The sequence below is a fragment of the Dermabacter vaginalis genome, assembly GCF_001678905.1.
Lineage (GTDB): Bacteria > Actinomycetota > Actinomycetes > Actinomycetales > Dermabacteraceae > Dermabacter > Dermabacter vaginalis.
The window spans coordinates 1305832-1322166 of the sequence record NZ_CP012117.1; the positions used below are offsets into that span (position 1 = coordinate 1305832).

Here is a 16335-nt window from a genome sequence, read left to right on the forward strand (position 1 = left end):
CCCCACAACCCCTATGCAATTCGGAAAGGGAGATGGGGGAAGCTAGTGCGCGGCCTCCAGCCAGGAGTGGCCCACGCCCACCGAAACGTCCATGGGCACGGAAAGCTCATAGGCACCTTCCATGCCTTCGCGCACGATGTCTCGCACGAGATCGATTTCGCCGGGGGCGACATCGACGATGAGCTCGTCGTGAACCTGGAGCACGAGACGCGAGGCGGCGCCCGTCTTCTTCAGCGCATGGTCAACGCGCAGCATCGCGAGCTTGATGATGTCGGCAGCACTCCCCTGAATCGGCGAGTTAAGGGCGACACGCTCGGCATTTTCTCGCCGCTGCCGGCTATCGCTCGTGAGTTCGGGAAGGTAGCGGCGGCGTCCGAGAAGAGTTTCCGTATAGCCGAGTGAACGCGCCTTCTCCACACTTTCGTTGAGATAGTGTTGCACCCCGCCAAAGCGCTCAAAATACTGTTCGCGCAGTGCCTTTGCTTCGGCCTGGGAGATGTGCAGCTGGCGGGAAAGACCGAAAGCGGAAAGTCCATAGGCGAGACCATAGCTGATCGCCTTCGTCTTCGAACGCTCTTCGCTCGTCACCTGATCGACCGGGGTGCCGAACACTTGCGAGGCGACGAAGCTGTGGAGGTCTTCGCCGTCACGGAAAGCTTGGATGAGCCCCTCGTCGCCGGACAGGTGCGCCATGATGCGCATCTCGATCTGGGAATAGTCGGCCGTGAGCAGCGACTCGAAGCCTTCGCTCGCGTGGAAGGCTCCGCGGATCTGACGGCCGGCCTCGGTGCGCGCCGGAATGTTCTGCAAGTTCGGGTGAGACGAGGCAAGGCGTCCCGTCGCCGCGACGTTCTGCGAAAGAGTCGTGTGGATAAGCCCTTCCTCGGTCACGGATTTGCGCAGCGTTTCGATAATCTGACGCAATTTCGTGACGTCGCGGTGCTCGAGAAGCGCCTGAAGGAAAGGGTGCCCAGTCTTCGCGTAAAGGTCGGTGAGGGATTCGGCGTCAGTCGAATGACCCGTCTTGGTTTTGCGGGTCGGCGGCATCCCGAGCCGATCAAACAGCACGGTTTGAAGCTGCTTCGGTGAACCGAGGTTAATTTCCTCGCCACCGATTTCCGCGAAAGCGCGAGCGGCAACCTCAGACTGCCGTTCGGCATGCACCGCATCGAGCCGGTCAAGCTCGCTCGCGTCCACGGCGATGCCCGATTCCTCCATCTGCGTCAGCACACGCGCAAGCGGCAGTTCGAGGTCATCGTGAATCGCGCGGGTCTCATGCGCATCCATGTCCTTCACGAGGAGGGGGGTCAGACGGTACTCCGCCCTCGCACGTCCCAAAAGATCCTCGTGTAGCGCCTGCGCGGAGGGCTTCTTGTCGAGTTTCGGGAATTCCTCGTGGAGGTGGCGCATCGCGAGACCGGCCACGTCCGCGGGGCGCTGCCCAGGCCTGCACAGGAACTCCGCGAGAGAGAGATCAACGTCGAGCCCGCGAATGGCGAAGCCCGCACCGCCAAGAATATGCGCGAGCTCCTTTGAGTCGAGCGTCCACTTCGGAATCACCGAATTACGCAGCCACCTCGCAAGCTCACGCCGGTCGTCGTCGTTCATCGACGACTCAGCAATATCCAGGCTCGCACTTCCCGTCGCAATGACAAGGCCGCGGAATTCAGCGGCGCCGTGGGCCCAGGTACCGTCGGCCTCAAGGGCGCCTCCCAAAGCGGCATACTCCGCAAGAAGCGCGCCAAGCTGCCCGGTTTCCGGTTGAATCACGGGAAGGGTGGGGTTCGCAACGATCGGCTGGGTACCGGCATCCTCCGCGGCATCGGCGGGCAAAAGCCCCGCGGGAATATCCCGACGGATGCCCGGCCCAAAGGCGAGTTCATCAAAGCGCGCGTTGATGGCGACCCGGTCGCCGCGTCCAAGAAGATAAGCGTCGAAATCCTTCGGCAGATCCAGGTCACGCACGGCCTCGTTCATGCGGCGATTGCGCACCACATCCTCGACGTGATCGCGAAGCGACTGCCCCGCTTTGCCTTTGATCTCATCGCGGTGCTCAAGGATGCCGTCGAGTGAGCCGTAGAGCCCAAGCCATTTCGCGGCAGTTTTAGGTCCCACGCCGGGCACACCCGGAAGATTATCGGCGCTCTCCCCCACAAGCGCAGCGAGATCCGGGTAGAGCTTCGGCGGAACGAGGTACTTCTCTTCGACAGCCTCGGGGGTCATGCGGCGAAGCTCCGTGACGCCCTTCACCGGTTGCAAAAGCGTGATCCTCTCATCAACGAGCTGGATCGCATCGCGATCACTCGTGACAAGCAGAGGCTGTACCCCGGCATCCTTCGCATACGTGGCGATGGTGGCGACGATGTCATCGGCCTCGTAGTCCTCGACGCTAAAATGCGCGATGCCCATGGCCTCAAGTACCTGCTGAATAAGGGCGACCTGCCCCTTGAACGCCTCGGGAGTGGCCTCACGGCCGCCCTTGTACTCGCTGTAAATACGATCACGGAAGGTGCCGCCCGGCAGATCGAAGGCGACCGCCATGTGCGTGGGCTTCTCGTTCTTCACGATGTTGAAGATCATGCGGCAGAAACCGTACACCGAGTTCGTCGCCTGCCCCGCGCTGTTCACGAAGGACTCGGGTGGCAGGGCAAAGAACGCGCGGAAGGCCATCGCATGGCCATCGATCACAACGATGCGCCTCTCAGGGGCGTTTTCGATCTCGCTCATGCGTCAAGTGTGTCACGCTAGGCGAATGGACACGAACGCACGCGCAACAACCGCGACCCAGGATACTCTCACACGCCTACGCGAGGAGCTCAAGGGAACACTGTGCGAGCGCATGGGAATGGACGTGCTCTCACTGACCGCGAGGGAAGCACACCTCAGTATGCCGGTTGCTCCAAATCGGCAGCCGCACGGTCTGCTTCACGGTGGCGCCACGATCGCGCTCGCCGAAACCGCTATATCACTCGCCGCACAGCTCCATGCGGAAAGTCTCCACGGTGAAGGCGCAGCAGCCGTCGGAACCTCCTTCAGCGCAACCCACCACGCGCCCGCACGCGAGGGCTTCGTTCACGTGACCGCTCACGCACAGCACCTGGGCCGCACCCACGCGAGCTATCTCGCCGAGATACGACACGCGGACGGCACTCTCGTGAGTACCGTCCTCGGAGCCGCGCGTCTCTTCCCGCCGCGAGAAGAGATTTCTGCGCGCTAGTCCTTATGCGGGCCGAGCTGGTCGATCACCGCGTCGGCAACCTCGCGCATCGTCAGACGGCGATCCATCGACGTCTTCTGGATCCAGCGGAACGCATCCGGCTCGCTCAGATTCATGTTGGTCTGCAGAAGCCCCTTCGCGCGGTCCACGCGCTTACGAGTCTCGAAGCGCTCCTCAAGGTCACGAATCTCCTCATTAAGCGACGTAATCTGCTGATAGCGCGAAAGCGCGATCTCAATCGCGGGAAGCAGATCGTTAGGGGTGAAGGGCTTGACCACGAACGCCATGGCGCCGGCATCTCGCGCACGCTCCACGAGTTCCTTTTGCGAGAACGCCGTCAGCATCACGACGGGAGCAAGGTGCTCCTTGCCGATAGCCTCAGCCGCGGACACGCCGTCCATCTGCGGCATTTTTACGTCCATCACGACGATGTCGGGGCGAAGCTCGCGCACTTTCTCCACAGCGCTCGCGCCATCGCCCACAGCGGCGACGACCTCGTAGCCCGCTTCAGTGAGGGTCTCGACAATATCCATGCGAATGAGGCTCTCGTCCTCAGCCACAACAGCCGTGCGCGCCACGAGACCGGAATCCTGTTCGTTCTCGGCGATCTTTTCCACAGCTTCGTTCTCGTTCATGGCATCCAATCTTTCGCCTGTGTCTTTGTGGTTGTGCGGCAAACGCACCCCACATCCATAGTGCAGCACATCGGCTACCAAAGCGGCATTTGTCGCTCCCCTGAACGATATTACTCACGTACACCGGGCAAGGAACGGCTCGTGCCAGTTAGGCAAGCGCGAACTCGTTGGTTATTCTATAGGGCGTGCCTCAAGACGAGCACATGGCCGGGTTGGCGGAATTGGTAGACGCGGCGCACTCAAAATGCGTTGTCTTCGGACGTACGGGTTCGAGTCCCGTACCCGGTACAGAACAAGGGTGGGGAGCAGCATGCTCCCCACCCTTTCTATGCGCAGCTACGTGAGGCTCAGGCCTCCGGAATAGCCTTGCCCTTTGCAATGCGGTCGGCTTCCACGCGCGCAGCCTCGGTGCCGTCAAGGTCACCGATGCGGTGGACGCGCAGCGTGTTGGTCGAGCCGTGAACACCCGGGGGCGAGCCTGCAGCGATGATCACGAGATCGCCGGGCTGCAGACCCTTCTTCTCACGCAGCAGCTCGTCGACTACCTTCACCATCTGATCGGTGTCGGTCTGCATGTCAACGAGGTGCGCCTCGATGCCCCAGCTAAGGGCGAGCTGATGCTGGACCTTCTCGTACGGGGTCAGCGCAAGAAGAGGAATGGTGGGACGCAGTCGCGAAAGACGGCGAGCGGTGTCACCCGACTCGGTGAAGGTCACGAGATACTGCGCCGAGAGCTGATCGCCGATCTCGGCCGCCGCACGCGTGATCGCACCACCGCGAGTGTGCGGGATGGTGCCGAGCTCAGAGATGCGGTCCGCACCGTTTTCCTCGGTGTTCGTGACGATGCGCGCCATGGTGCGCACAGCCTCGAACGGGAACGCGCCGACGGAGGTCTCGCCCGAAAGCATGACGGCGTCTGCACCGTCGAGGATGGCGTTCGCACAGTCAGAGGCTTCGGCGCGAGTCGGGCGCGGGTTCGTAATCATCGACTCGAGCACCTGGGTCGCAACGATGACGGGCTTAGCGTTGCGGCGGGCGAGCTCGATCGTGCGCTTCTGCACGAGCGGGACCTGCTCGAGAGGAAGCTCCACACCGAGGTCGCCGCGGGCCACCATGATGCCGTCGAAAGCGCCGACGATACCGCGCAAAGCACGCACGGCCTGCGGCTTCTCGATCTTGGCAACCACGGGGAGGCGAATGCCTTCCTCGTCCATCACGCGGTGCACGTCTTCGATGTCGTGCGCATCGCGCACGAAGCTCAGGGCGATGAGATCCGCGCCGAGGTGGAGGCCCCAGCGAAGGTCAGCGATGTCCTTCTCGCTCATCGCGGGAACGGAAACGGCAACGCCAGGGAGGTTGATGCCCTTATTGTTCGAGACGGGACCGGGCACTTCGACGACGGTCTTGACGTCGGTGTCAGTCACCTCGACAACGCGGACGCCGACCTTGCCGTCGTCGATGAGGAGAGTATCGCCGGGGCGGCAGTCACCAGGCAGTCCCTTGAAGGTCGTGCTCACACGGTCTTTCGTGCCGAGAATGTCGTCGGTCGTGATCGTGAAAATATCGCCGACAGCGAGGTCGTGGGGGCCATCCTCGAACTTGCCAAGGCGGATCTTAGGGCCTTGAAGGTCCACGAGAACGGCAACGTTTTTACCGAGGTCCTCGGAAGCCTTACGAATGTTGGCGTACACAGCTTCGTGGTCCGCGTAGGTGCCGTGGCTGAGGTTCATACGGGCAACGTTCATGCCCGACTCGATAAGCGTGCGGATCTGCTCGTACGAGTTCGTTGCAGGTCCCAATGTGCACACAATTTTTGCTTTACGCATGTCTACCCATCTGTAGCTATGAGAGGCGGGACCCACGCGCACCGTGTGCTCGGGAGCGAGCGCACGAGGGGCGCGGGTCGCATCGCCGAGATCCACCTATCACCTTACAATTAAGTAATCGGCGCCACTCCCAGTTTGCCCCTTATCTCGTGGGGTTTTAAAGATTTTCTCCCTGCTCCGGGGCTTTTGCTTCCTCATGACCGGTGTGGCCGGCTTCGCGCTGCGCGAGCGGTTCGCCGTTAATAGTCTCGTACGCCCCGCGTGCTTCTCCCTTGGTCTTCGCTCGCCTGGTGAGCCACAGGAACACGCCGATCGCGATGAGCCCCGTCACGATGTAGATCACCATGTGGATGCGGAGCCCAAACACCATCGTCGAAGGTTCTGTTCGCATGGTTTCCATGAGTGTGCGACCGGCAGAATAGGCGATGATGTACATCGCGAAGATGCGGCCGCCCGCAACTTTGAACCGTTTCGCGAGGAACAGAACGATCGCGCACGCCGCGAGATTCCAGAGCGCTTCGTAGAGGAAGGTCGGTTGATAGGTGCCGGGAACGCACCCGAGGATCGTTCTGCCGTTGGTTTCGCACGTAATGTCGAGGGCCCACGGCAAAGTGCTCGGTTCGCCGTGAAGCTCCTGGTTCGCCCAGTTTCCAAGACGACCGATCGCCTGCGCAACGAAGAGAGTCGGGGCGATCGAGTCGGCCAGCGCGAGGAACTGCACGCCTTTGCGCCAGGTCATAAAGAACGCCGCGAGGCCGCCGACCGCGACCGCGCCCCAGATTCCAAGGCCACCCTCCCACATGCGCAGCGCGCTGAGCGGATCTTTCCCGGGCCCAAAATAGTCCGGGATATTCACACCCACGTGATACATTCGCGCACCAATAATTCCCGCGATGATCGTCACGAAAGCGATGTCAAAGAAGTCGTCGCGGTCACCGCCACGCTCGCTCCAGCGCTTGAGCGACCACGAGTACGCGATGGCGATACCGGTGAGGATAAAGAGCGCGTAGAAGTGAATGGTGATAGGGCCGATGCTGAACGAGCTGACAGGCGGGCTAGGGATGGTCGCGGAAATCATGCGCATGCCTCCTCAATTCCGTTGCGCAATTCTGTTGCGAGCGTTTCAAGGGCACGGAGCCCTTCCGACGGTGTCTGTGCTTCGAGGAGTCTTCTCACAAAGGCGCTCCCCACGATGACCCCATCGGCATAGGTTGCCACTTCCGCGGCCTGCGCGCCATTCGAAACACCGAGCCCCACGCACACCCGCTCGGCGCCCACGGCGCGCGTGCGTTCGACGAGGGTTTTCGCGGCATCGCCCACGTGTGTGCGAGGCCCCGTGACTCCCATGGTGGACGCGGCGTACACAAAACCAGTGCTTGATTCAGTCACGAGCCGCAACCGTTCTTCGGGAGAGCTCGGCGCGGCGAGGAAGATCCGTTCGACATCGTGCGTGCGCGACGCTTCGATCCACTCGCCCCCCGAGTCGGGCGTGAGATCCGGGGTGATCACACCGGCGCCACCTGCGGCAGCGAGGTCGCGTGCAAAGGCGTCGGGCCCGTATTTGAGGATCGGATTGTAGTAGCTCATGACGAGGAGCGCCGCATCGAGATCGCTCAGGGCGTCGAGTGCCCGCATCACATCGGCGGGGCGCGTGCCTTGGGAAAGCGCGAGATCCGCGGCCTCTTGGATCACCGGGCCATCCATCACGGGATCCGTGTAGGGGATCCCGAACTCGATTGCATTGACGCCCGCGCCTACGAGGGCGCGTACTGCCTCCACACTCCCCGCAAAGCTTGGGAAGCCCACGGGAATATACGCGACGAGCGCAGCGCGCCCCTCCCCCTTGGCACGGTCAATAACCTCTGCTGAAAGATGCCTCATGTCAGTTCTCTTCCTCGCTCGCAAGCACCGCGCGGATCCGATCTTTGATCTCTTCAAGATCTGCCTGCTTCTCGTCCCCGATGAGTCCGAACCAGGTCGATGCCGTCGTGACGTCCTTATCGCCGCGCCCCGAAAGGTTCGCGACGATCACCGCGTCTTTGCCGAGTTCACGGCCGAGGGCGAGAGCTCCGGCAAGGGCGTGCGCGGATTCAAGCGCGGGCATGATGCCTTCCGTCATGGAGAGCAAGGCGAAGGCTTCCATGGCGTCGGTATCGGTAATTGCGCGGTATTCCGCGCGGCCCGTGTCGGCGAGGTAAGCATGCTCTGGGCCAACGCTCGGGTAGTCGAGGCCTGCACTCACGGAGTGGGATTCGATGGTTTGACCATCTTCATCTTGCATCACGTATGAGCGTGCCCCGTGTAGGACACCGGGGCTGCCTGCCCCGATCGTCGCGGAATGCTTGCCCGACTCGATGCCCGACCCTCCGGCCTCACAGCCAACGATCCGCACCGAAGAATCTTCGAGGAACGCGTGGAAGAGCCCCATCGCGTTCGAGCCCCCGCCCACGCACGCGACGATCACGTCGGGAAGGCGACCCGCCTGGGCGATGATCTGCTCGCGTGCCTCGCGCCCAATCATCGAGTGGAACTGCCGCACCATCGTGGGGTACGGATGCGGCCCCGTGACCGTTCCAAGAAGGTAGTGCGTTGTGTGAACATTCGTGACCCAATCGCGGAAGGCTTCGTTGATCGCGTCCTTGAGGGTTCGTGAACCGTGGGTCACGGGGATCACTTCCGCGCCGAGAAGTCTCATGCGGGCAACATTGAGGGCCTGGCGTTCCGTGTCGACTTCGCCCATGTAAATGCGGCATGCGAGGCCAAGGAGCGCTGCGGCCGTGGCGGTAGCGACGCCGTGCTGGCCAGCACCTGTTTCGGCGATTACGCGGGTCTTGCCCATGCGCTTGGCGAGAAGGGCCTGCGCGAGCACATTGTTGATTTTGTGACTGCCCGTGTGGTTGAGATCTTCACGCTTGAGGAAAATCCGCGCACCGCCCGCGAGGGCGGAAAAGCGCGGGACCTCAGTGAGGAGCGACGGTCGCCCCGTGTACTCGCGATGAAGTCGTTCGAGCTCACGAGTGAAGGCCGGATCATCGTCGGCCGCGTGCCACGCCTTCGTGAGTTCATCGAGCGCGGGAATGAGAGCCTCGGGGAGAAACCTCCCGCCGAACTCACCGAAAAACGGTCCGTCCTCAGGGGTAAAAGTGTCGGTCAATGTCACTTCTCCTATTCTCCTCCACACGCGTCAAATCCGTGCGCGTCCTTGTCGCTTGACACTACGAAAGTCGCGCGCGGCTTTGGTGGGCTCTGCGTGGCGCACGAGCGCTTCTCCCACGAGGACCGCGTCTGCGCCCGCGCGGGCATAGGCTTCCACGTCTGCGAGCGTTGCGACCGCCGATTCTCCCACGGCGAGGCGCTCCTCGGGGATCTCGCCCAGCAGAGAGCACGCGTAGTCCAGATCAACCTCAAGAGTCTTAAGGTTGCGAGCGTTCACCCCGATAAGTTCGGCCTTGCTTGCGAGCGCCCGGTCGACTTCCTCCGCCGTATGTGCTTCGACGAGCACACGCATGTCGAGGGAGCGTGCAAGGGCGTAAAGATGCTGAAGCTGGAGGTCGCTCAGGGCCGCGACAATCAGCAACACGATGTCGGCCCCGTGGGCACGTGCCTCGAAGATCTGGTAATCCTCGACCATGAAGTCCTTGCGCAGCACGGGAATCTCCACGCATGAGCGCACTGCGTCAAGGTCGGCGAGGGATCCGGCAAACCGGCGCTCCTCCGTGAGAACACTAATCGCCGTCGCCCCACCGCTTTCATAAGCATCGGCGAGCAGTGCGGGGTGAGGAATGTCGGCGAGCGCACCTTTTGACGGGGACGAGCGCTTCACTTCGGCGAAAAGCCCAAGTGTCGCATGCGAGCGTAGACGTTCGACCACGTCGATCGCGGGAGCCGCCTCGCGCGCACGGTGCTCAATATCGGCTGGGCAGACGTCGGACTTACGCCGCTCAAGATCCTCACGCACCCCCGTGATGATCTCGTCCAGAATGCTCACGTGGCACCCTCCTCGAGTGCTCGAACCCATCGTTGGTAGCAAAATGCCCTGCACGAAAAGACTCTCCTTCGCGCAGGGCGGTAAAAATTCAGGTTAGCGCTTGACCTTTTGACCAAATCCCGCGGTGCGGAGAATGAACCCGACCACGATGGCGAGCACCACGGCCCCAATTCCGACGAGAAGAAGAACGCTCTGGCCGGTGACCATGCCAAGCGCGAAGAGGATCGCGCCGAGCAGCACGAGAGCCGAGAAGGTCCATGCGGCAACGGTTTTGCCTTCATTCTGCGGCGGGGCGGGGGGAACGAGATAGGTCTTCGGCATTCTTCACTCCGGTAAAAATTGACTCTGAGGCTTCTTGGCGAATTTTCGCGTCATTCCGCGAGAATCATTGTGCCACGTTTCCGCGGGGGATTGCGCGACCACTCACCTCTCAAAACGCGCATCGCTCGGATCCTCACCAAGGCTTAGCATGTCCCAGGCCTCTGCGTCCGTGCGCTCACTCAGCTTCGCACTTCCTGCCTCATCAGTCGGTGCGTGTCGGGTATAGCGGGTCCGGGTTGCCCCGCCACCACCCGCCACGCGCGTGCGCGCCACGAGTAGTCCGCCCGCAATCGTCACGAGCACCCCGCACACGATCGTTGCCACTACGGGCCATGACGCCGATACGTCGACGGGCGCATTCACATTTCCCGTGGCCTCGAGTGCGGCACTTGAGGCAGCACGAGCCGGGTCAAGCAACACCAGTACGCCGCTCACTGCAATGCCGATCCCCGCAAGCAAAGACACGAATGCGCACGCGAGAGCCAAGCCGCGCCGAGAGAGGCTGAGGGCGCCCGCGGCTGCAAGAGCCACGAGCGCGCACGCAAGCGAGAGCGGTGACGCCTTCGCGCCCGCGATACTGAGTTCGGCAATGTTGCCCGCGAGCCCCACGGCTTCTCCCTTGACCCACGTCGGTTGCGTGAGCATAGCGGCCACTCCCCCGGCCACAACAAGCACGAGCAGGAGCGGGGTGCGGAAACCGGTTGATGCCGACGTTTGCCTTGCCATCACTGACTCCTGAGAGTTTCGGCACTCGCCACGGCCCGTTCGGCGGCCGCCGCTTTGGAAAGCGACTCCCGGTGCTCCATCGTGGGGGATGAATCCGCGACAACGCCGCCGCCAGCTTGAACATGTGCGCGGCCGTCCTTCATCACTGTCGTGCGAATGGCGATGGCCATGTCAAGATCACCCGCGAAGTCGAGGTAGCCTACGGTGCCGCCGTAGATCCCTCGTGAGACGGGTTCGAGTTCGTCAATAATCTGCATCGCCCGCGGTTTCGGCGCCCCCGTGAGTGTGCCCGCGGGGAAGGCCGCGGTGAGCGCATCGAAGGCGGTCATGCCGTCCTTGAGCGTGCCCGTCACCGACGAAATCATGTGCATGACGTGCGAGTACTTCACGACGCTCATGAAGTCGCGCACAATCACGCTTCCCGCTTGGCACACCTTGTGCAGGTCGTTTCGGCCGAGATCCACGAGCATGAGGTGTTCAGAGCGATCTTTGGGATCGGCCAGCAGCTCATTCTTGAGGCGCTCATCATCCTCGGCATCCACTCCGCGCGGGCGTGAGCCCGCGATCGGGTGCGTGCTCGCCTGACGGTCTCGCACCGTGACGAGAGTCTCCGGGCTCGCCCCCACAATGTCGATCGGCTTCCCATCGCCGTCATGCGCTCGCACGAGGAACATATACGGCGAGGGATTGAGCCTGCGAAGAACGCGATACACCTCGAGGGGGTCGGCGTTCGTGACCTGCGTGTGACGCTGCGAGGGGACGACTTGAAAAATTTCGCCATCGATAATGTTCTCGATCGCAGTTTCGACCGATTTTTCGAATTCTGTTTGGCTTGTCCGCGCCGTACTCAACGGCGACTCCACGCTCGAGTAGACGACGGGGGTCGTCTCGATCCTCGCCCGAAGCGCTTCTCGCATCGCCTCGATCCGTACGAGTGCCGCGTCGTAGGCCTCCTCCGCACCGCTTTGGTGGCCGTTGAGGTTGAGAGCGTTCACGACGAGAAGGACCGTGCTATCGGTGTGGTCAAAGACGGCAACGTCCTCAGCGAGGAGCATGCATAGTTCTGGCGTGCCAATCTCGTCAATGGGCTGATGCGGGAGCTTTTCGATCCTGCGCACCACGTCGTAGCTCACAAAACCCACGAGTCCGCCGGTGAACGGCGGTAGGTGGTCGAAGCGCGCGGATTTAAACGCCGTTGCCGTGGCCCTGAGCGCCTCAAGGGGATTGCCCGAGGTGGGAACACTCGCGGGGACGTCCCCGTACCAACGTGCTTCGCCGTCCTTTTCGGTGAGGGAAGCACGAGCCTTGACTCCGATGATCGACCAACGCGAGTCCTCGCCCTGGCCGGCAGATTCGAGCAAGAAACTGCCCGCTGGGCCCGAGGGAGCCGTGAGCTTCCGGTAGAGGGAAATCGGCGTGTCTTGATCGGCGAGGAGCCGAATCACGACGGGAACGATGCGCTGCGAGCGAGCGAGCTCGAGAAAGGTCTCGCGATCCGGCCATACTTCGCCGAGCTTTGCCCCCTCGAGGCCGCGCACCTTTTCGGGGTAAATAACGCGCCTGGACATGCGCTCTCCTTTCCTCATCGCCCCCGAAAACTTCGTGGGCTCAGCCAGCTAGAGCGCTCGCGTAAGTTCTTCGGCTCTGTTCGTCTTCTCCCACTCGAACTCGGGAAGAGGCCGGCCAAAGTGACCGAAAACCGAGGTCTTCCGGTAGATCGGGCGCAAAAGATTGAGCTCCTCAACGATCGCCTGAGGGCGAAGATCGAAGACCTTTTCGATCGCGCGTGCGAGCTGGTGTTCGGGCACCTTCCCGGTTCCGAAGGTTTCCACATAGAGTCCCACGGGGGCTGCTCGACCGATCGCGTAGGCCACCTGGATCTCGCAGCGATCGGCGAGACCCGCTGCGACGACGTTCTTGGCCACCCATCGAAGAGCGTACGCTGCGCTGCGGTCGACCTTCGAGGGGTCCTTACCCGAGAAAGCGCCGCCGCCGTGGCGCGCCATACCGCCGTAGGTATCGACGATGATCTTACGGCCCGTGAGGCCCGCATCGCCTTTGGGCCCGCCCACAACGAAGCGACCGGTGGGATTGATGTGGCGCTTGACGTCGTCGATTGCGAGGCCCAACTCCGCGAGTTCGTCGAGGACAGGCTGGATCACCACGCGAGAGATGGCCTCGGTGAGTTGCCCGGAAACATCGACGTCCTCCGCGTGCTGGCTCGAGACCACGACAGCGTTGACGCTGCGCGCGACGAAATCATCGTCATAACCTATGGTCACCTGAGATTTTCCGTCGGGGCGCAGGTACGGCAGCACGCCGTCGCGGCGTGCGTTCGAAAGGTTCTGGGCGAGCTTGTGGGCCGCATAGATGGGAAGCGGCATGAGGTCCTTCGTATCGGTACACGCGTAGCCGAACATCAGCCCCTGGTCACCGGCCCCGAGCTGGAAGCCCTGCTCAACGCTTCCGCCCTTAAACTCTTCAGAGTGATCCACACCCAGGGCGATATCGGCAGATTGCGCACCGATCGAGACTTCAATCCCGCAAGAATCCGCGTCGAAGCCCTTCTCAGAAGAGTCATAACCGATCGAACGAATGACCTCACGAACAATCGAGTTCACGTCGCTGTAGCCCTCGGTTCGCACCTCACCGGCGACGTGCACGAGGCCCGTCGTCACAAGCGTCTCAACCGCGACGCGTGACTGAACGTCCTGGGCAATCATGTCGTCGAGAATCGCATCGGAAATTTGATCGCAAATTTTATCCGGGTGTCCCTCCGTAACGGATTCGGAGGTGAAATACCGCAGGTCACTGAGAGTCATGTACTGCCTTTTCGACGATATCTAGTGGAGAGAATGAGGGCGCACCACACGGCTAGCCGTGCTCACGTGTAAGGAGCGCAGCAACGTGATCGAGCATCGCGTGAGAGACCTCGTCTTTCGACCCTGACGCCGCGCCGAGAATCTCACCGCTGGAGCCGAGAAACGTGAGTTCGTTGTGATCGGATCCGAAACCGTTTTTACTCACGTCGTTAAAGGCAAGGAGGTCCGCGCCTTTCGCTTGAGCTTTGCGTTTCGCGTGCGCGAGGGCGCTCGAGTGCTCATCTCCGGTCTCGGCTGCGAAGCCGCAGATTGCACGCGGCCGGCGGCCTGGGACTCGCCGCTCCGTCAGGCCACGCAGGATGTCTTCGGTTTCCGTCAGGTGCAGCGTGAGCCCCGATTCGCCCTCACGCTTCTTGATTTTGCTGCCTGAAGCCTCCGGGGTGAAGTCGGAGACGGCGGCGGCCATGATGAGTGCGTCAGCTTTTCCTTCGAGCTCGCGCACGGCCGAGGCCAGGTCAGCCGCGCTCACGGCTCGCACGACCTCAACCCCCGCGGGCGGCACGATATTCGAACCTGCGAGGACAAGCGTCACACGAGCCCCACGCACGCACGCGGCACGCGCGAGCGCAGCACCTTGCTTGCCGCTGGAACGATTGGTGAGCACTCGAACCGGATCGAGTGCCTCGCTCGTACCACCGGCGGTAATCACGATGTGCGAACCTTCAAGATCGCGCTCACGCTCCCCCGCCGCGAGAACCGATTGGGTGAACTGCACGATCGCCTCGGGCTCGGGAAGACGCCCCACACCGGTATCGGCACCCGTAAGGCGACCACTCGCGGGCTCGATCACGTGCACGCCACGAGAACGGAGCACGTCAACGTTGTCGCGAGTCGCGGGGTGTTCCCACATTTCGGTATGCATCGCGGGAGCGAGAATCACCGGGGCTCGCGTGACGAGAAGCGACGCCGAGAGGAGGTCATCCGCTCTGCCCATGCGCACACTCGCCATAAAATCCGCCGTCGCAGGAACGACGAGGATAGCGTCGGCCTCCTGGCCGAGCCTCACGTGCGCCACCGAATCCACGTCCTCGAAAACCGAGGTGCGCACGGGATTGTGACTGAGCGCTTCCCACGTGGCCGCCCCCACAAACTCGAGTGAATTTTTCGTGGGAACTACGCGCACGTCAGCGCCGAGCTCGGTGAGAGCGCGCACCACATGCGCCGCCTTATATGCAGCGATGCCCGCACACACTCCCACGATGACGCGAAGGCCCTCAAGAGGACGCGGCGGCATTGAGGAAGGCGATGCGGGCATCGTCAAAACCTCGTGCTTAGAGGTTAAAGTCGATCGGTACCTCGGGGGCGTCATCCCCGAGCGTGAGAGGTTCGCGCGCGGGAGGCTTCGGAGCGTTTTCATCGATCTCCTTCGCCTCAAGCAGACCTTCGTCGATCTCGCGAAGTGCGATCGAAAGCGGCTTCTCCTGAGGCTCGGTGTCCACGAGCGGACCGACGTGCTCGAGGAGGCCATCTTCGACCTGCGAGTAGTAAGCGTTGATCTGACGCGCACGCTTCGCCGAGTAGAGCACGAGGGCGTACTTCGAATCGACGGTCTCGAGCAGACGATCGATCGGTGGGTTGGTGATGCCTTCGGGCTGGGCTACGGTTCCAGGCACGAAACGTCCCTTCCTAGTGTGAAGTCAGATGTCGGCACTCGTCCATGACGAGCGCGCAAGGACTCAGTTTACCCGAAACAGGCCCCTAGCGGCAGCGGCAAGCGGTGATGTCATTCACGCGACGCCGAGCCCGGCCTCACGGGCGAGTGCATCGACAGCCTCATCGAGGTCGTCGTTCACGATCGTCACGTCGAATTCATTCTCCGCCGCCATTTCGACACGTGCGGTTTCGAGTCGGCGCTGCTGCTCCTCCGGAGTTTCCGTGCCGCGTCCCACGAGACGCTCCACGAGGACGTCCCAGCTCGGTGGGGCGAGAAACACGAAGCGCGCATCGGGCATCGTTCGGCGCACTTGGCGGGCGCCATCAAGGTCAATCTCGAGGATCACGGGCCGCCCCTCGGCGCACGCCTCTTCGACCGCGCTTCTGGGGGTGCCATAGCGATTTTGGCCGTGCACGAGCGCCCATTCGAGCATGTCGCCCCGCTCGATCGCGTCGTCGAACTTCTCAGGGCTCCAAAAGAAGTAGTGAACCCCATCAGCTTCACCGGGGCGTGGACTTCGCGTGGTTGCCGATACCGACAGGTACACGTCGGGGTAGCGCTCGAGAAATCTGCGCGTCACGGTCCCCTTACCCACGGCAGTGGGGCCAGCTACCACAACGACCCGAGCGCGCTTCACCCCGGCCGGATCGGAGGGCATCACTCTGCGAAGTGCTGGATGAGCTTTTCCGCCTGGTGGCGGCCAAGGCCCCGCATCTTACGAGAAGGGGAAATGCCGATTTCCTCCATGATCTGGGCGGCCTTCACCTTGCCGATGCCCGGGAGCGATTCGAGCATCGCGGAAACTTTGAGCCTCGCGACGGCTTCGCTCGTCTTTGCTTCTTCGAGAAGCTTCGCGATTTCTTCGCCGCGGTTGCCGGTCGAATTCTTGAGGCGGTTCTTCACCTGTGCACGCTCCTGGCGGAGCTGTGCGGCCTTCTCGAGAGCGGCTTTGCGCGCTTCGGGGGTCAAAGTGGGGAGAGCCACGTGTTTACCTCTTCAATCTATCGGTGGGTTTTCACCCATTCTCGTGGGGTTCCATAAGAAACACCCAGCAAACCTTCGAGTGCCCCCCACCTAGCGGACTGC

Annotated in this window: 16 protein-coding genes and 1 tRNA gene; 2 read left to right on the plus strand and 15 right to left on the minus strand. The window is 62.2% G+C overall.

Features of this window, described 5'->3' with window-relative positions; all coding sequences use genetic code 11:
* Positions 1-42 precede the first annotated feature (42 nt).
* A complete protein-coding gene (gene polA / locus DAD186_RS05660) occupies positions 43-2727 on the minus strand; it encodes a DNA polymerase I (protein ID WP_065247864.1) in 2685 nt (894 codons plus the stop codon).
* A gap of 25 nt (positions 2728-2752) precedes the next feature.
* Here polA and DAD186_RS05665 point away from each other — a divergent pair, with 25 nt between their 5' ends.
* A complete protein-coding gene (locus DAD186_RS05665; RefSeq protein WP_065247865.1) occupies positions 2753-3217 on the plus strand; it encodes a PaaI family thioesterase in 465 nt (154 codons plus the stop codon).
* On the opposite strand, the gene DAD186_RS05670 is transcribed toward DAD186_RS05665, so the two are convergent.
* A complete protein-coding gene (locus DAD186_RS05670; protein WP_065247866.1) occupies positions 3214-3852 on the minus strand; it encodes an ANTAR domain-containing response regulator in 639 nt (212 codons plus the stop codon). The two genes, DAD186_RS05665 and DAD186_RS05670, sit on opposite strands and share 4 nt — an antisense overlap.
* A gap of 206 nt (positions 3853-4058) precedes the next feature.
* On the opposite strand from DAD186_RS05670, the gene DAD186_RS05675 reads away from it, so the two are divergent.
* Positions 4059-4140: transfer RNA gene (locus DAD186_RS05675), tRNA-Leu, on the plus strand.
* Positions 4141-4199: 59 nt separating this feature from the next.
* On the opposite strand, the gene pyk is transcribed toward DAD186_RS05675, so the two are convergent.
* The 13 genes from pyk to mihF all read right to left on the minus strand — a co-directional run bounded on the left by pyk (position 4200) and on the right by mihF (position 16233).
* Entirely contained in the window at positions 4200-5678 is a 1479-nt protein-coding gene (gene pyk, locus DAD186_RS05680; protein WP_065248750.1) for a pyruvate kinase, read from the minus strand.
* A 157-nt stretch (positions 5679-5835) separates the two neighbouring features.
* Positions 5836-6756, minus strand: coding sequence for a prolipoprotein diacylglyceryl transferase (lgt, locus tag DAD186_RS05685; protein WP_065248751.1), 921 nt, complete (start codon positions 6754-6756; stop codon positions 5836-5838).
* Positions 6753-7559 carry a tryptophan synthase subunit alpha gene (gene trpA / locus DAD186_RS05690; protein ID WP_065247867.1) on the minus strand — a complete coding sequence of 269 codons (807 nt, stop codon included), beginning with the start codon at positions 7557-7559 and terminating at the stop codon, positions 6753-6755. Before trpA ends, lgt begins: the two co-directional genes overlap by 4 nt.
* Position 7560: 1 nt before the next feature.
* Complete coding sequence (gene trpB / locus DAD186_RS05695) at positions 7561-8832, minus strand: tryptophan synthase subunit beta (RefSeq protein ID WP_065247868.1); 1272 nt, start codon at positions 8830-8832, stop codon at positions 7561-7563.
* A gap of 30 nt (positions 8833-8862) precedes the next feature.
* On the minus strand, positions 8863-9696 hold the full coding sequence (gene trpC / locus DAD186_RS05700) for an indole-3-glycerol phosphate synthase TrpC (RefSeq protein ID WP_065247869.1): 834 nt from the start codon (positions 9694-9696) through the stop codon (positions 8863-8865).
* 63 nt (positions 9697-9759) lie between these two features.
* Positions 9760-9987, minus strand: coding sequence for an HGxxPAAW family protein (locus tag DAD186_RS05705; RefSeq protein ID WP_065247870.1), 228 nt, complete (start codon positions 9985-9987; stop codon positions 9760-9762).
* 102 nt (positions 9988-10089) lie between these two features.
* A complete protein-coding gene (locus tag DAD186_RS05710; protein ID WP_065247871.1) occupies positions 10090-10713 on the minus strand; it encodes a Trp biosynthesis-associated membrane protein in 624 nt (207 codons plus the stop codon).
* On the minus strand, positions 10713-12281 hold the full coding sequence (locus tag DAD186_RS05715; RefSeq protein ID WP_065247872.1) for an anthranilate synthase component I: 1569 nt from the start codon (positions 12279-12281) through the stop codon (positions 10713-10715). Before DAD186_RS05715 ends, DAD186_RS05710 begins: the two co-directional genes overlap by 1 nt.
* Before the next feature lie 48 nt (positions 12282-12329).
* On the minus strand, positions 12330-13535 hold the full coding sequence (gene metK, locus DAD186_RS05720; RefSeq protein WP_065247873.1) for a methionine adenosyltransferase: 1206 nt from the start codon (positions 13533-13535) through the stop codon (positions 12330-12332).
* Between the two features lie 52 nt (positions 13536-13587).
* The gene (coaBC, locus tag DAD186_RS05725) at positions 13588-14850 is read right to left on the minus strand and encodes a bifunctional phosphopantothenoylcysteine decarboxylase/phosphopantothenate--cysteine ligase CoaBC (protein ID WP_082991105.1); all 1263 of its coding nucleotides are present in this window, start codon (positions 14848-14850) and stop codon (positions 13588-13590) included.
* Positions 14851-14866: 16 nt separating this feature from the next.
* Complete coding sequence (gene rpoZ / locus DAD186_RS05730; RefSeq protein WP_055088047.1) at positions 14867-15208, minus strand: DNA-directed RNA polymerase subunit omega; 342 nt, start codon at positions 15206-15208, stop codon at positions 14867-14869.
* 114 nt (positions 15209-15322) lie between these two features.
* The gene (gene gmk, locus DAD186_RS05735) at positions 15323-15907 is read right to left on the minus strand and encodes a guanylate kinase (protein ID WP_065247875.1); all 585 of its coding nucleotides are present in this window, start codon (positions 15905-15907) and stop codon (positions 15323-15325) included.
* The gene (gene mihF / locus DAD186_RS05740) at positions 15907-16233 is read right to left on the minus strand and encodes an integration host factor, actinobacterial type (RefSeq protein ID WP_065247876.1); all 327 of its coding nucleotides are present in this window, start codon (positions 16231-16233) and stop codon (positions 15907-15909) included. The genes gmk and mihF overlap by 1 nt, the downstream gene beginning before the upstream one ends.
* Positions 16234-16335: the final 102 nt, after the last annotated feature.

What these genes read in the sequence shown, in the direction of transcription:
- polA (WP_065247864.1), bottom strand. Translation starts at nt 2,727, where the DNA reads ATGAGCGAGATCGAAAACGCCCCTGAGAGGCGCATCGTTGTGATCGAT.
- DAD186_RS05665 (WP_065247865.1), top strand. Translation starts at nt 2,753, where the DNA reads ATGGACACGAACGCACGCGCAACAACCGCGACCCAGGATACTCTCACA.
- DAD186_RS05670 (WP_065247866.1), bottom strand. Translation starts at nt 3,852, where the DNA reads ATGAACGAGAACGAAGCTGTGGAAAAGATCGCCGAGAACGAACAGGAT.
- pyk (WP_065248750.1), bottom strand. Translation starts at nt 5,678, where the DNA reads ATGCGTAAAGCAAAAATTGTGTGCACATTGGGACCTGCAACGAACTCG.
- lgt (WP_065248751.1), bottom strand. Translation starts at nt 6,756, where the DNA reads ATGATTTCCGCGACCATCCCTAGCCCGCCTGTCAGCTCGTTCAGCATC.
- trpA (WP_065247867.1), bottom strand. Translation starts at nt 7,559, where the DNA reads ATGAGGCATCTTTCAGCAGAGGTTATTGACCGTGCCAAGGGGGAGGGG.
- trpC (WP_065247869.1), bottom strand. Translation starts at nt 9,696, where the DNA reads ATGGGTTCGAGCACTCGAGGAGGGTGCCACGTGAGCATTCTGGACGAG.
- DAD186_RS05705 (WP_065247870.1), bottom strand. Translation starts at nt 9,987, where the DNA reads ATGCCGAAGACCTATCTCGTTCCCCCCGCCCCGCCGCAGAATGAAGGC.
- DAD186_RS05710 (WP_065247871.1), bottom strand. Translation starts at nt 10,713, where the DNA reads ATGGCAAGGCAAACGTCGGCATCAACCGGTTTCCGCACCCCGCTCCTG.
- DAD186_RS05715 (WP_065247872.1), bottom strand. Translation starts at nt 12,281, where the DNA reads ATGTCCAGGCGCGTTATTTACCCCGAAAAGGTGCGCGGCCTCGAGGGG.
- metK (WP_065247873.1), bottom strand. Translation starts at nt 13,535, where the DNA reads ATGACTCTCAGTGACCTGCGGTATTTCACCTCCGAATCCGTTACGGAG.
- coaBC (WP_082991105.1), bottom strand. Translation starts at nt 14,850, where the DNA reads ATGCCCGCATCGCCTTCCTCAATGCCGCCGCGTCCTCTTGAGGGCCTT.
- gmk (WP_065247875.1), bottom strand. Translation starts at nt 15,907, where the DNA reads ATGCCCTCCGATCCGGCCGGGGTGAAGCGCGCTCGGGTCGTTGTGGTA.